The 13884-nt window shown below is 56.4% G+C and carries 11 protein-coding genes and 1 tRNA gene; 5 read left to right on the top strand and 7 right to left on the bottom strand.

Features of this window, described 5'->3' with window-relative positions; translation table 11 throughout:
* Positions 1–174: 174 nt before the first annotated feature.
* The 3 genes from FOT55_RS06775 (at position 175) to FOT55_RS06765 (ending at position 3306) form a co-directional block, all read left to right on the top strand.
* Positions 175–789 carry a 2OG-Fe dioxygenase family protein gene (locus FOT55_RS06775; RefSeq protein WP_225735536.1) on the top strand — a complete coding sequence of 205 codons (615 nt, stop codon included), beginning with the start codon at positions 175–177 and terminating at the stop codon, positions 787–789.
* Entirely contained in the window at positions 786–2018 is a 1233-nt protein-coding gene (locus FOT55_RS06770; RefSeq protein WP_147823265.1) for a cysteine desulfurase-like protein, read from the top strand. The genes FOT55_RS06775 and FOT55_RS06770 overlap by 4 nt, the downstream gene beginning before the upstream one ends.
* Before the next feature lie 295 nt (positions 2019–2313).
* Complete coding sequence (locus FOT55_RS06765; RefSeq protein ID WP_043142708.1) at positions 2314–3306, top strand: LacI family DNA-binding transcriptional regulator; 993 nt, start codon at positions 2314–2316, stop codon at positions 3304–3306.
* A gap of 120 nt (positions 3307–3426) precedes the next feature.
* Here FOT55_RS06765 and FOT55_RS06760 read toward each other — a convergent pair whose 3' ends face one another.
* From FOT55_RS06760 to FOT55_RS06745, 4 genes are all read right to left on the bottom strand, one after another.
* Positions 3427–4824 carry a c-type cytochrome gene (locus FOT55_RS06760; RefSeq protein ID WP_147823264.1) on the bottom strand — a complete coding sequence of 466 codons (1398 nt, stop codon included), beginning with the start codon at positions 4822–4824 and terminating at the stop codon, positions 3427–3429.
* On the bottom strand, positions 4821–6473 hold the full coding sequence (locus tag FOT55_RS06755) for a GMC family oxidoreductase (protein WP_025304112.1): 1653 nt from the start codon (positions 6471–6473) through the stop codon (positions 4821–4823). The genes FOT55_RS06760 and FOT55_RS06755 overlap by 4 nt, the downstream gene beginning before the upstream one ends.
* On the bottom strand, positions 6470–7057 hold the full coding sequence (locus FOT55_RS06750; protein ID WP_147823263.1) for a sugar dehydrogenase complex small subunit: 588 nt from the start codon (positions 7055–7057) through the stop codon (positions 6470–6472). The genes FOT55_RS06755 and FOT55_RS06750 overlap by 4 nt, the downstream gene beginning before the upstream one ends.
* Positions 7058–7433: 376 nt before the next feature.
* A complete protein-coding gene (locus tag FOT55_RS06745; RefSeq protein ID WP_025304114.1) occupies positions 7434–7904 on the bottom strand; it encodes a NanQ anomerase/TabA/YiaL family protein in 471 nt (156 codons plus the stop codon).
* Positions 7905–8477: 573 nt separating this feature from the next.
* Here FOT55_RS06745 and FOT55_RS06740 point away from each other — a divergent pair.
* Both FOT55_RS06740 and FOT55_RS06735 read left to right on the top strand, forming a co-directional pair.
* Positions 8478–9428 carry a 2-hydroxyacid dehydrogenase gene (locus tag FOT55_RS06740; protein WP_089196229.1) on the top strand — a complete coding sequence of 317 codons (951 nt, stop codon included), beginning with the start codon at positions 8478–8480 and terminating at the stop codon, positions 9426–9428.
* 87 nt (positions 9429–9515) lie between these two features.
* Positions 9516–10826 (top strand): MFS transporter, encoded by a 1311-nt coding sequence (locus FOT55_RS06735; RefSeq protein WP_147823262.1) that lies wholly within the window; start codon positions 9516–9518, stop codon positions 10824–10826.
* A 202-nt stretch (positions 10827–11028) separates the two neighbouring features.
* On the opposite strand, the gene FOT55_RS06730 is transcribed toward FOT55_RS06735, so the two are convergent.
* From FOT55_RS06730 to prfB, 3 genes are all read right to left on the bottom strand, one after another.
* A tRNA-Gly gene (locus FOT55_RS06730) sits at positions 11029–11102 on the bottom strand.
* 147 nt (positions 11103–11249) lie between these two features.
* Positions 11250–12767 (bottom strand): lysine--tRNA ligase, encoded by a 1518-nt coding sequence (gene lysS / locus FOT55_RS06725; protein WP_004931697.1) that lies wholly within the window; start codon positions 12765–12767, stop codon positions 11250–11252.
* 9 nt (positions 12768–12776) lie between these two features.
* Positions 12777–13875, bottom strand: a protein-coding gene (gene prfB, locus FOT55_RS06720) for a peptide chain release factor 2 (protein WP_096242572.1) whose coding sequence is annotated in 2 segments (ribosomal slippage) — positions 12777–13799 and positions 13801–13875 — 1098 coding nt in all. Because the reading frame shifts where the segments join, the coding sequence is not laid out codon by codon here.
* Positions 13876–13884: the final 9 nt, after the last annotated feature.

The following is a 13884-nucleotide window of genomic DNA, read 5'->3' as shown; positions in this document are numbered from 1 at the left end:
TTCGCTCATCCTCTCTACTGTTCACCCCACTTTACGACCGCCGTCACACCGCGCCACCGCCAAATTGCGTTGGTTATAGAGTCGTCTACAATTCAATCGAATTACCCCCTACAACATCAGAAATTATTATTATTAGAGGTGATTATGTTACAGAAACACGAAAACGTAATAAGTATGACTGTACTAAGCCCGCAAGCCACCCAACAGCTGATGCCATCGTTCTCCTCCTTGCCCCACACGCAACACGCCGACGGAAAATATCGCCTGCGCCGTTACTCGGTCGTCAAATACCTCAACCCCAACGTCGCCGAAGTGGGGCCGCGCACTTTCATGCAGTCGGATCAGATCAACCACTTTCAGGGCAACGTGGTGCGCCGCTTCGAACCTATCGACAGCGCCGTGTTGCAGAGCGCCGGCATGGCAGAGATGTGCAACCTGTTTGCAGAAAGCAACGAACTGCCGGAAGGCGCCGAGATAGAGATCCACCAGATGCGCGTGGTCGCCATCGAGAAAGACACCCAGGTGGCGCCGGAAGGCATTCACCAGGATGGTTTCGACCACATCGCGATGATCGCCATTCACCGGCACAACATCGTCGGCGGTGAAATCATGCTGTATGACGACAGTCACCACGATCCCTTCTTTAAAAAAGCGCTGGCGGACGGCGAAGCCGTGCTGCTGGCGGACAGCAAACTGTGGCACAACGCCACGCCGATCAACGCCGTGAGCCCAACAGAAGAAGGCCATTTGGACCTCTTCGTCCTCACCGCGCGGGGAGAGAAAGCATGACCTTTACTCCCGAGCTCGCCCGCCGCCAGTTCAGCGCCCTGTCCCAGCACATCGACGGCAAACCGGCGATCTTTTTCGACGGCCCCGGCGGTGCGCAGGTTTCACGGGGCGTGCTGGAAAAAATGACGGATTACCTGGGGGCATACAACGCCAACCTGGGCGGCCACTACTTCTCCAGCCGAGTCACCGGCGAGGTGATGGGCCAGGCGCGGGAATCGGTGCGCGCCTTGTTAAATGCGCCTTCGCCCGACAACATCGTTTTCGGCATGAATATGACCACGCTGACTTTCCATCTCAGCCGCATCATCAGCCGCGACTGGCAGGCCGGCGATGAGGTCATCGTCACCGCGCTGGATCACTACGCCAACGTCTCCAGCTGGCAGCAGGCCGCTGCCGACAGAGGGGCCGTGGTGCATCAGATACCGCTCGAAAGCGCCGACTGCGCATTGGATGCCGCGAAAGTGTGTGAGCGCATCAATGCCAACACCCGCCTGGTGGCGGTCAGCTACGCCTCCAACGTCACCGGCAGCATTGTCGATATCAAAACCATCGTCGAAGCCGCGCATCGGGTCGGTGCGCAGGTGTATGTCGACGCCGTTCATTACGCCCCGCATAACCTGATCGACGTACAGGCGCTGGGCTGTGATTTCCTGGTGTGCTCCGCCTACAAGTTCTTTGGCCCGCACGTCGGCATGGCCTACATCGCGCCGCAGTGGCTGCAGCGCCTGCGTCCGTACAAAGTCGAGCCGGCCACCGACGTCGGCCCCGGCCGTTTCGAGACCGGTACTCAGAGCTTCGAAGCGCTGGCCGGCGTCGCGGCCGCTATCGAGTATCTGGCGCAGTGGGGCTCGCCCGGCGCGCCGTTAAGGCAGCGTTTGCAGGAGAGCTTCGCCGCCTACCACCAGCATGAAGAGGCGCTGTGCCGCCACTTCATGCAGCGGCTGCAGCAGCTCGACGGGGTGCGGCTTTATGGCAATCCCCAGGCGGACAGCGCGCGCCGCACACCGACCTTCGCCCTGACCTTCAGCGGCCATACGCCTGACGCAATCGCCCGCCGCCTGGGGCAGCACAACATCTGCGCCGGCAGCGGGCATTTCTATGCGCTGGGCCTGATCCAGCAGTTGGGGTTACAGGACGGCGGCGTGCTGCGCATCGGCATGATGCACTACAACACCCAAGGCGAAATAGACACGCTGTTTAAGGTGATCGCCGAAGATATCCTCAGTTAACTCGCCACATCGGCCCGCTCACCTTATTGAGCGGGTTGAGCGGACGAAAAGGAATCAAACTGCCCGCCTTTTCTTCCATGAGAGTCCACGGCACGCTGATGCGTGCCTTTCTTTCACTCCGTTACGAAATGCGGGGATAATGAACATACTCATGCTGGAACGGCAAAAGAAGCCGGGATCGGCGCATCGTGCGGTTGTCACCGGATACGCCGGAGGTAGCGCATTGCACGCATTCTCTTTTGACTCAGCAGTGGGCATAATGACAAACACGGTCTGGGTCAGATGAGTATGAATGGTGAAGTCGCAGCGAATTACGTTAAATGACATTGCTGTACTGGCGGGTGTAACCAAAATGACGGTCAGTCGCTATCTGCGCACGCCGGACAGGGTTAAACCGGAAACAGCTGCGCGCATTGCCGCCGTTATCGAGGAAGTCGGCTATCAGGCCGATCCCGACAATCCCGCCCTCTATTCCAATAGCCCTCCCCTCATCGGCGTTCTGGTTCCTTCTTTTAACAATCTGATATTTGCTGATGTCCTCGCCGGCATTGAATCCGTGACGTCTATACAGGGTTATCAGACGCTGGTCGTCAATTATGACTACAACAGCAAACGCGAAGAGGAGCAAATTGCCGCGATCCTGGCTTTTAAGATAAAAGGGCTGCTGCTGACCGAGTCGGTCCATAGTCTGCGGGCGGAAAAATTCCTGAAGACGGCAAAAATACCCGTTGCTGAAATCATGGGGCTGTCAGGCAATACAGATCGAATTAACGTGGGTTTTGATAATGTGAAAGCCGGCTACGATATGACCACCATGCTGCTGGCCAGCGGTAAAAAACGCATTATCTATTTTGGTTCAATGTCTGATATCCGCGATGAACAGCGTTATACGGGATACTGTCAGGCAATGGCTAACCATGATTTACCTACCGGTCGTATCTCCCCCAATAAGATCTCTTCCATTTCGATTGGAACAGGCATGATGACGCTTGCGAGCCAGATGTATCCGGATATGGATGGGATTCTCTGTACCAACGACGATCTGGCCGTGGGCGTGTTACAGGAATGTCTGGCAAACGGTATCAGCGTTCCAGCGCAAATTGCCATTGCCGGATTTCACGGTCTTGAGATCGGGCAGATCATTACCCCTCGGTTAGCCAGCGTATTGACGCCACGGTATGAGATGGGGAAAGTGGCGACAGAAATCATAATAAAAAAAATTAAAGGGCTGCCGACCATTGAACGTGTCGATCTCCACTTCCGCCTGTCGATGGGGGAGACAATATAACTTGCCCCTGCCAGTGACTTTATCACTGGCCATCATTGCCCGCTTAGCCAGAAGAGCATCACTCGTTATCCCGGCCAGAGATTCGGCCAGATGGCGCCACCCACCTGACCGAACGTCTCCTTAACGGGCCTTGCGGCGCCGGAGCCAGAATAGGACCAGCAGAATAATGACGACCGCCGCGACGGCCATGCCAGGCAGAATCATCGGCTGCGCGCGCGCCAACAGCGGTTTCGGGCCCCCGGCGCGGACTTCACTCACGTCCGCCTCAGTCACGCTCAGCGTGCTGTTGCCGTATTTCTGCAGCACGAAGTTAGCGATATCGGCAACCTGCTTATCCGTCAGCTCTCCGACATAGGAACCGGCGCCAAAGCTCGGCATCAGTACGTGCTTACCGTCAACCCGGCGATCAACCCCCTGCAAAATGACGGCAATCAGGTTTGACGGATTGCTCGCGGCCGTGGTGGAGTTGTTGAACAGCGAAGGGTAGGCCTGGTTCAAACTGCCGCTGCCGTCCGGCTGATGGCAACTGGCGCAGTAGCCGCTGTAGAGCGCCTCGCCGCTATTGAGCGTGTGGTTGGCGTTGGGCGAATTGATGCCGCGGAGATGGTGCTCAACGTTGTAATGCGCTTGACTAAAGCTATTGCCCTGGCGCTCATCGCCCTGTGACGGCACGGTCTTCAGGTAAGTCGCTATCGCCTGCAGCTGCCGGTCGGTCAGGTATTGGAAGCTGTGCTCAACGGCTTCAGCCATTGGCCCCGCCGCTTGCGCGCGCCCTTCCGCCCGACCGGTTTTCAGGTAGGCCACTAACTCCTGCTCGCTCCAGCCACCGATCCCTTCTTGGCGATCTGCGGTGATATTCGGCGCGTACCAAGAGCCCAACGATGCCCCCATCAGGAAGCGCGAATTGTCTTCCGCCATCAGCATATTACGCGGCGTATGACAGGTTCCACAGTGAGCCGGGCCCTGCACCAGCGCGGCCCCTTCGTTCCACGCCTCACCTTTCGTCAGATCCGGGGTGAAGCGCCGATTGTCCAAATAAAGCCTGTTCCACACCGCCATGGAGAGGCGGATGTTGAACGGAAACGGCAGATCGGTTTGGTGCTTGGCCGGCTCATCGACCGGGGCAACGCCATACATGAAATAGGTATACAGAGCGTGGATCTCGTCATCACTCAGACGGGTGTAGGCGGTGTAGGGCATGGCCGGATAGAGATACGCCCCATCTTTCCGGATCCCGGCGCGCAGAACGTCGGCAAACGCCGCTTCGGAATAGCCGCCGATGCCGTATTTTACCGATGGAGTAATATTGGTGGCGTAGATAGTGCCCATAGGGGAAGCGATGCCGTACCCCCCGGCAAAAGGTTTACCCTGCTGCTGCGTATTCGTATGGCAGGCCATGCAGTCCGAGGCGATAGCCAGCGCTTGCCCTTTAGCGATCAGATCGCCGTCCTGGGCATGCGCCGCAAAACCGCTTCCCAGCAGCAGCGTCGCTGCCAGCGCGTGGGTGATTTTATTCATTTGCTCTCCAGGGCTCGAAGTACGTCATTGGCCGCCTTGAGTCCAAGCGCCGCCATCGTCAACGTGGTGTTGACAACGCTGGCTGAAACCATGGCGCCTCCACCCGGGATCCAAAGGTTGTCGTGATCGTGAGCACGGCAATTACCGTTCACCACCGAGTTCGTGGGGTCGCTGCCCATGATCGTGCCGCCCATAATGTGGTTGTTGGCATTCAGCTTGTCGTTAATCACAAACTCTTGCGCATCGAACAAGTCGCCAATCTGCCGTAGCTGGGTTTTGACCACTTCCAGCCCTTTGCGCACGTAATCGCCGACGTCGTAGTGGATGTCCGGGCAGGCCAGGCCATGCTTGTCTTTGCGAGTGGGGCTCAGGGTCAGACGGTTGTTCGGGTCCGGCAGCGGTTCCAGGCTGATGGAGAGATCCACCGAGCGGCTGGCGCGATCGCGCACTTCATCCTGCAGCGCCTTGCCGACCTTGCCCGTTTTCAGGACTTCAAGGGCGGAGGGGATCACCCGGTTGATGTTGTTGATGATGATCTTGTTGGCGGAGTGGTCGCTGCGGAACGCGCCGTCACGATACCCCACCATGCAGCTGCTCTGCGCCGGGCCGCGGCCAACCCACAGGGCCTCTCGCGCCAGGAAGGAGCAGTGCAGGCCCGAGTGATCCATCATGTTGCGTCCCACCTGATCCGAGCTGTTCGCGATGCCGTTCGGGTTCTTTTCGTTGGCCGCCAGCAGCAGCAAGCGCGGGTTCTCAATCCCATTGCAGGCCAGAACGAACGTTTTACCGATCGCCCGATGGGAGTTGTGCGCCGTGTCATACCAGTGAACGGCGGTGACGCGGTTATTGTCGTCGGTGTCAATTTTGTACACCACCGCTTCAGGGATCACCTTCGCCCCCTTGTGTTCGGCCCGTTCAACGTGGTGAATACCGTTGTACATCGCCCCGATCGGGCAAATCGGCTGGCAATTGTTATTGCCGCAGCAGGTGGGCCGTCCATTCCAGGGCCGGGTGCTGCGGCCTTGCGGAATGGGCACCGATTTAAAACCGTGAGGATTAACAATCTCAGCAATGCGTCTGTCGCCGTAGGCCCAAGGCACCATGTCCATCGGGTAAGGCCCGCTGCGTTCCGCAGGGGACTGCCACTCCGGATTATTCGGGCCGGCAACGCCTATTTCCTCTTCGGCTTTCGCGTACCACGGTTCGATATCTTCGTAAGAAATAGGCCAGTCTCTCCCCACGCCATAGAGAGATTTCATGCGAAAATCATTGGGATGGTTGCGCCAGCAAGAAGCGGCCCAGTGCCAGGTGGTTCCCCCCACCACACGCAAATAGCCCTGTTTAAAGCCAGAGCCATTGGGGCCGGTCAGTTTGATATAGTCGTTCTCCGGGAAATAGAGCGGCGCGGTGGCGTACTCCGATTGCGGGTAAAGCCCCTGAAAATCCGACCCCGCACGATTGTGCAGTGGCATATTGCGCCAGTTTTCCACAGCCTGTGCGCGCTCAATGCGCGGGCCTGCCTCAAGTACCAGCACCGAGTAGCCCTGGCTCACCAAAGCATCCGCCATCAGACCGCCCACAATACCGGAACCGACAATGACGACATCGGCCTCTGCATCGCCGGAAGCATTAATTATTGGGCTTTTCACACGCGGTCCCCATATTTTTTATCGGCTACGGCAGGCAAATCTGTTGCGGGAATGGAAGGTTGGCGAGTAACGCCCGGCGGCAAGCCGGTCCACCACAGCGGACCAAAATTGCACCAGGTCGGAACAATCAGGGCATCCTGAACCGTGCGATACATCAGCGCCTCTTTATAGGTAATCAACTGACCCTGCTCGGCGCTTGAAGGATCTACGGTTCCGGTATACCACGCGGTCACGATGGCCTGAATAAGCTCCCTCTGCCCCTGTTCAATCGCATGTCGGTTCAAGGTTTCCGCATCGGTAGCTTGCTGGCTCAGGGTGAACAGGGCGTTGAGTTGCGAGTTCAACTGCGGAAAATGTTCGCGCAGTGCGGAAAAAAAGCGGGCGGAGAGGGTGACGTCCAAATCGTCAAACTCGGTAATTTTTCTCGAAATTTGCAAAAATTGCGCGTATTCAACGGGCGAGGCGGCAATTTGTGCCCGTTCGGCATAGGTTATATTTGAATAAGGCAACAGGCTGGCGGCGACGATGACGCCCACCATTTTTCCCAGCGCCTCCCTGCGGGTAAGCACGATTTGCAACGACATTGTTAGCTCCGAAATAATTTATTTTTATATAGTTTTTTTAATATCTATCAGAACGCAGGCAAACCAAAATAAAAAATTGTGCCAATGGGGAGGAACCGCATTAAAAGATCAAGGCGTTATGAGATTGGCTACATCGACTACAGAGGTAAACTCACGGCCTTTAAGGATGTAATGTGAACCTGAAGAAAATATCCCTGTAAATAATACGGCGTAATCTCTGCCGTAAATTTATTCAACCCAACTCAATCTTTAAAAATTAGGGGCTATGGCTTTGACGGGAAAGGCGTATTCTTCGGAATCGCTGCAGACAGCGGATGAGCGAGGCTTTCCGCCGGGCAGCCTGAAGTCGCGATACCAGCCGCCGCTGAACGTCTTGCTACGTCAGCAGGGCGCAGTCGATTTTCGCCACAATTTTACGCAGAGCTGCCGGTGCCGTGCAGGTACTCATCGGGCGGTGCAACTCACCCGGGAAGATAACAGCCAGTTCACCGGGTTGCAGGTGGATGAGAGTCTCACCGGGGATCGCCGGGCTAAACCCAAGATCGTGCGCCTCGTTAAACGGCTCACTCAGGGGCAGAGGTAGCCCCAGAACCCCGGCGCCAATCACTTCTTTCCCTTCCAGGACAAGATGGATATCCAGATACTGGCGATGAAACTCTGGCTTCTGGTCGGCCAATAGTTTGGTTTCCCCTTCAACGACGTTAAAGAACATCTGTTTACCCTGCACCTGATAGTGCCCGACAGGTAAATTGTACGGCTCATTTTCAATAATACTGGCCAGCATTTTACGGATGGCCGCCGGATAGAACCTATTATTTACGGCAGTGGTTAAAGCATCAATAATCATAATATTTTCTCTGGTCAATATCGGCTCGGTATTTCACCGACAAAAACAATGGTTGGATAGTGTTATGGCAACACGCAATCTCGGCGTAATTACGGCAGAATCACTATTAGATCGTTCTACGGGCGCCACTATGAATAAACAACAAAGCAAACCGCTTTGTTTCTAATATTTACAACCTATCACCACTGTGAGTAAACTCCACCTGAAAGGCCATTCGGCATGGTGAAATAAGTCATGGCCTATCTCACGGTTTTTAGCCGTTTAAAACTGTGACAAAAGTCACTTAATTAAGTGTTACGAAACAGCGTTACTTATCCTGTGATCCACGGCAGAAAATCACTGGCTATTCACCCTTTTCACCAGAATCGACCGATTTCACACTCTCCGCCTACGGGCATAACGGGCTATCGCCCCCGATAATAATCGACAGAAGCCACGAAATTGCACACGAGATCACGCCAGCAGTAACATGCTTTTTTAACACTCTTTGGCGTGATGTAGATCGCAATAATAAGCGGTAAAAAAACGTCTGATACAGGATATCCCCTATTGTTTTCAGACAGGATCGCAACGATGCACACTGACACTCAACCTACCATTTTACTTATCGCGCCGGTGATGGATGCTTTACAGGCCGCGTTGGACGCCAGTTACCGGGTATTCCGTCTCTATGAACAATCAGATATTCCAGCCTTCCTGGCTCGCCATGGCGCAGACGTTCAGGCGGTGGTCACCCGTGGCGACGTGGGGGTAACCCGGGAGACGCTGGAGCAGCTGCCGCAGGCGGGCATGATTGCTGTTTTTGGCGTGGGAACCGACGCTATCGACCTCAACTACACCCGGGAACGCCATATCAGCGTCGGGATCACCGCCGGCGTGCTGACCGATGATGTGGCCGATCTGGCGATGGGGCTCTTGCTGTCCGCCAGCCGCCGCCTCTGCCAAGGAGACCGTTTTGTACGCGAAGGCCGCTGGGAAACGACGCCGCCACCGCTGGCGACCAAAGTGAGCGGTAAGCGCATCGGTATTTTTGGCATGGGGAATATTGGCCAAGCCATCGCCCGCCGGGCGAAAGGCTTCGATATGACCATCCTGTATACTGACCGCCGGCGCAAAGACGACCTGGATTACCAGTGGTGCGCCGATCTGCACACGCTCGCAGCGCAGAGTGATTTCCTGGTGATCGCGGCATCTGGCAGTGCGGAAAACCGCGGGATTATTGATGCCAGCGTATTTAACGCCATGCCCGATCGTGCCTGGCTTATCAATATCGCCCGCGGCAGCCTGGTCGATGAGGCGGCGCTGATAAAGGCGTTACAAAATCATGTTATCGCCGGGGCCGCTCTGGATGTGTTTGAAAACGAGCCCCATGTCCCGACAGCGTTTTTTGCGCTCGAGAATGTTTTGCTTCAGCCCCACGTGGCCAGCGCTACCGTAGAAACCCGCCAGGGAATGAGCCAATCCGTTTTGGATAATCTCGCAGGTTATTTTTCCCATCAGGATATTCCTGGCTTAATTCAATAAAAATGATCGCCTGAATGGCGCACCATCATTTTTATTCAGCCTAACAAAATATCCGCTTATCGTGGCGGATATCATCGAGGCATTACTATGACCGATAAAATACCAGGAACTCGCTGGCTGCGGGTTATCGCGCCGATCCTTGTCACCTGCATTATTTCATTTATGGATCGCGTTAATATCAGCTTTGCTCTGCCGGGCGGCATGGAACAGGATTTAGGTATTACCAGCCAAATGGCTGGCGTGGCCAGTGGGATATTTTTTATTGGTTATTTATTTCTGCAAATCCCTGGCGGACGACTTGCGGTTTACGGTAGCGGGAAACGTTTTATCGCCTGGTCGCTCGTGGCCTGGGCGATTGTCTCTATCGCCACCGGCTTTGTCACCCATCAGTATCAGCTGCTCGTGCTGCGTTTTATTCTCGGGATCTCCGAAGGAGGAATGTTGCCCGTCGTGCTGACCATGGTCAGCAATTGGTTCCCGGAAAAAGAACTGGGCCGGGCCAATGCCTTTGTCATGATGTTTGCCCCACTAGGGGGGATGCTGACTGCCCCAGTTTCCGGCGCGATTATTGCCACTCTCGACTGGCGCTGGCTGTTCATTATCGAAGGCTTGTTGTCGGTCGTGGTGCTGGCCATTTGGTGGCTGGTGATCAGTGACCGTCCGGAAGAGGCGCGTTGGCTGCCGGCGAAGGAACGCGACTATTTATTGACCGAACTGGCCCGGGAGCGCAAAGCGCGAGAAGGGATGGTGCCGGCGGCAAAAGCACCGTTAAAATCGGTGTTTCGCAACAAGGGATTGATGCGCCTGGTCGTGCTGAATTTCTTTTACCAGACCGGAGACTATGGATATACGTTGTGGCTGCCCACCATCTTGAAAAACCTGACCGGTGGCAGCATGGCCAATGTTGGGGTATTGGCGATCCTGCCGTTTGTTGCCACTCTGGCGGGGATTTATGTGATTTCGATGTTCAGCGATCGCAGCGGTAAACGCCGTTTGTGGGTCAGGATCTCCCTGTACTGTTTTGCGGCGGCGCTGATAGCCTCGGTGATCCTGCATGAGCACGTGGTGGCCGCCTATATCGCGTTGGTGGTGTGCGGCTTCTTCCTTAAAGCGGCGACCAGCCCCTTCTGGTCAATTCCCGGACGCATTGCGACGGCAGAAGTGGCGGGCAGCGCACGCGGGGTGATCAACGGGCTGGGCAACCTCGGTGGGTTCTGCGGCCCCTATCTGGTAGGCGTCATGATTTATGTGTACGGACAGAACGTCGCGGTTTGCGCGCTGGCGGCATCGCTGCTGCTGGCGGGAAGTATCACCTTCCTGCTGCCGAAAGAATGCGATCGCTCCTGCGAAGAAACGGATAACCGCCTGCCCTCCGGGGCTAAACAGAAATGGAGCTAAGCGGCAATGGCGCGGTGTGGGCAGCAACGGTGGCTCACACCCGCAGCAGGACTGGATGGCGCGTTGTGTTATCGCGGTAAGATGCCAGGCCAGCGGCTTGCTCGTCTCACACGTCAACCCACACCAAACGGTGATGCAATCGTTGAGAATCAGCTTTTCTGAAAACGGTTATAGCTCAATGGGGTGATGTTTACGGAGGTTTTGGAGCGGGTGAAGGGAATCGAACCCTCGTATGCAGCTTGGGAAGCTGCCGTTCTACCATTGAACTACACCCGCATCGGTGTGCGACAGGCATTATAACCGGTTATCGGCGGCGGGCAAGCGGAGATGGCGCGTAACTGTCGATGTTTTAAGCGGTTAAGTCCCGTAGACGAAAAAAAACCGGCGCAGTTTCCCGCACCGGTTGTTTCACGCTAAACGCGATTATTTCTGCGGGCGCATCGCCGGGAACAGAATCACGTCGCGGATGGTGTGGCTGTTGGTGAACAGCATCACCATACGGTCGATACCGATGCCCAGACCGGCGGTCGGCGGCAGGCCGTGCTCCAGCGCGGTAACGTAATCTTCGTCGTAGAACATCGCTTCGTCGTCGCCGGCGTCTTTGGCGTTCACCTGATCGGCGAAGCGCTGCGCCTGGTCTTCGGCGTCGTTCAGCTCGGAGAAGCCGTTGCCGATTTCACGGCCGCCGATGAAGAACTCGAAGCGGTCGGTGATTTCCGGGTTCACGTCGTTGCGGCGCGCCAGCGGCGACACTTCAGCCGGGTACTCGGTGATGAAGGTCGGCTGAATCAGATGGCTTTCCGCCACTTCTTCGAAGATCTCGGTCACGACGCGGCCCAGACCCCAGCTCTTCTCAACCTTGATGCCGATGGATTCGGCGATGGCCACCGCTTTACCCATGTCGGCCAGGTCAGCCAGATCGGTTTCCGGACGGTATTTCTTGATCGCCTCGGTCATGGTCAGCTTCTCGAACGGCTTGCCGAAGTCGAACACTTCGTCGCCGTACTGCACCTGAGAGGTGCCCAGCACTTTCTCGGTCAGGGTGCGGAACAGGGTCTCGGTCAGCTCGATCAGGTCTTTGTAATCCGCGTAAGCCATGTAGAGTTCCATCATGGTGAACTCTGGGTTGTGACGCGGAGAAACGCCTTCGTTGCGGAAGTTGCGGTTGATTTCGAACACGCGTTCGAAGCCACCGACCACCAGGCGCTTCAGATACAGTTCCGGCGCGATGCGCAGGTACATATCGATATCCAGCGCATTGTGGTGCGTGATGAACGGACGCGCGGATGCGCCGCCCGGGATCACCTGCATCATCGGGGTTTCGACTTCCATGAAGCCGCGTTCCACCATGAAGTTACGGATAGCCGACATCACCTGCGAACGCACTTTGAAGGTGTTGCGCGACTCTTCGTTGGCGATCAGATCCAGGTAACGCTGGCGGTAACGGGTTTCCTGATCTGCCAGGCCGTGGAATTTGTCCGGCAGCGGGCGCAGCGCTTTGGTCAGCAGACGCAGCTCGGTGCAGTGGATCGACAGTTCGCCGGTCTTGGTTTTGAACAGCTTGCCGCGCGCGCCGAGGATATCGCCCAGGTCCCACTTCTTGAACTGCTCGTTGTACACGCCTTCAGCCAGATCGTCGCGCGCGACGTACAGCTGAATGCGGCCGCCCACGTCCTGCAGCGTAACGAAGGATGCCTTGCCCATAATGCGGCGGGTCATCATACGGCCGGCGACGGTCACTTCTACGCCCAGCGCTTCCAGCTCTTCGTTGTCTTTATCACCGTACGCGGCGTGCAGTTTGTCGGAGGTGGAATCGCGACGGAAGTCATTCGGGAACGCAATGCCGTTCTCACGCAGGCCGGCCAGCTTCTCGCGGCGGGACTGCAGTTCGTTATTGAGATCCAGCGCCTGATCGGCGCCCTGTACTTGTTGTTCAGACATTTCTATTCCTCATAACCCGGCTTTCAAACTTGCCTCAATGAATTTATCCAGGTCGCCATCCAGTACGGCCTGCGTGTTACGCGTTTCGACGTTGGTGCGCAAATCCTTGATGCGGGAGTCATCCAGCACGTAAGAACGGATTTGGCTGCCCCAGCCGATGTCGGACTTGTTGTCTTCCATCGTCTGCTTATCAGCATTTTTCTTTTGCATCTCAAACTCGTACAGCTTGGCTCGCAGCTGTTTAAACGCTTGATCCTTGTTCTTATGCTGAGAACGATCGTTCTGGCACTGCACCACGATGTTGGTTGGCAGGTGAGTAATACGTACGGCGGATTCGGTCTTGTTGACGTGCTGACCGCCCGCACCGGAGGCGCGGTACACGTCGATACGCAGATCCGCCGGGTTGATTTCGATATCGATATCGTCGTCCACTTCCGGGTAGATGAACACCGAGCTGAACGAGGTGTGGCGACGGCCGCCGGAATCGAACGGGCTCTTGCGCACCAGGCGATGCACGCCGGTTTCAGTGCGCAACCAGCCGAACGCGTAGTCGCCGATGATCTTGATGGTGGCCGATTTCAGGCCCGCGACGTCGCCGTCGGATTCTTCGATCACTTCGGTCTTGAAGCCCTTGGCTTCGGCCCAGCGCAGGTACATGCGCAGCAGCATGCTGGCCCAGTCTTGCGCTTCGGTGCCGCCGGAGCCGGCCTGGATATCCAGGTAGCAGTCGGCGCTGTCGTATTCGCCGGAGAACATGCGGCGGAATTCCAACTGATCCAGCTTGCTCATCAGTTGATCCAGCTCGGCGACCGCTTCGTTGAAGGTTTCTTCGTCGTCGGCTTCCACCGCCAGTTCCAGCAGCCCGCCGACGTCTTCGCCGCCCTGCTCCAGCTGATCGATGGTTTCAACGATGGCTTCCAGCGCGGCGCGCTCTTTGCCGAGCGCCTGTGCGCGTTCCGGCTCGTTCCAAACGTCCGGCTGCTCCAGCTCGGCGTTGACTTCTTCTAGGCGTTCCTTCTTGGCATCATAGTCAAAGATACCCCCTAAGAACCGCAGTCCGCTCGGACAGGTCCTGAATTCGGTTTTTTACCGGATTAATTTCAAACATGGTTTCGTT

The organism is Serratia bockelmannii, from assembly GCF_008011855.1.
GTDB lineage: Bacteria > Pseudomonadota > Gammaproteobacteria > Enterobacterales > Enterobacteriaceae > Serratia > Serratia bockelmannii.
This window is presented reverse-complemented; position numbering and strand designations above follow the sequence as displayed.

Excerpts from the sequence above, each read along its gene's own strand:
- FOT55_RS06775 (WP_225735536.1), top strand. The coding sequence starts at position 175 with ATGACTGTACTAAGCCCGCAAGCCACCCAACAGCTGATGCCATCGTTC.
- FOT55_RS06770 (WP_147823265.1), top strand. The coding sequence starts at position 786 with ATGACCTTTACTCCCGAGCTCGCCCGCCGCCAGTTCAGCGCCCTGTCC.
- FOT55_RS06760 (WP_147823264.1), bottom strand. The coding sequence starts at position 4,824 with ATGAATAAAATCACCCACGCGCTGGCAGCGACGCTGCTGCTGGGAAGC.
- FOT55_RS06750 (WP_147823263.1), bottom strand. The coding sequence starts at position 7,057 with ATGTCGTTGCAAATCGTGCTTACCCGCAGGGAGGCGCTGGGAAAAATG.
- FOT55_RS06745 (WP_025304114.1), bottom strand. The coding sequence starts at position 7,904 with ATGATTATTGATGCTTTAACCACTGCCGTAAATAATAGGTTCTATCCG.
- FOT55_RS06740 (WP_089196229.1), top strand. The coding sequence starts at position 8,478 with ATGCACACTGACACTCAACCTACCATTTTACTTATCGCGCCGGTGATG.
- FOT55_RS06735 (WP_147823262.1), top strand. The coding sequence starts at position 9,516 with ATGACCGATAAAATACCAGGAACTCGCTGGCTGCGGGTTATCGCGCCG.
- lysS (WP_004931697.1), bottom strand. The coding sequence starts at position 12,767 with ATGTCTGAACAACAAGTACAGGGCGCCGATCAGGCGCTGGATCTCAAT.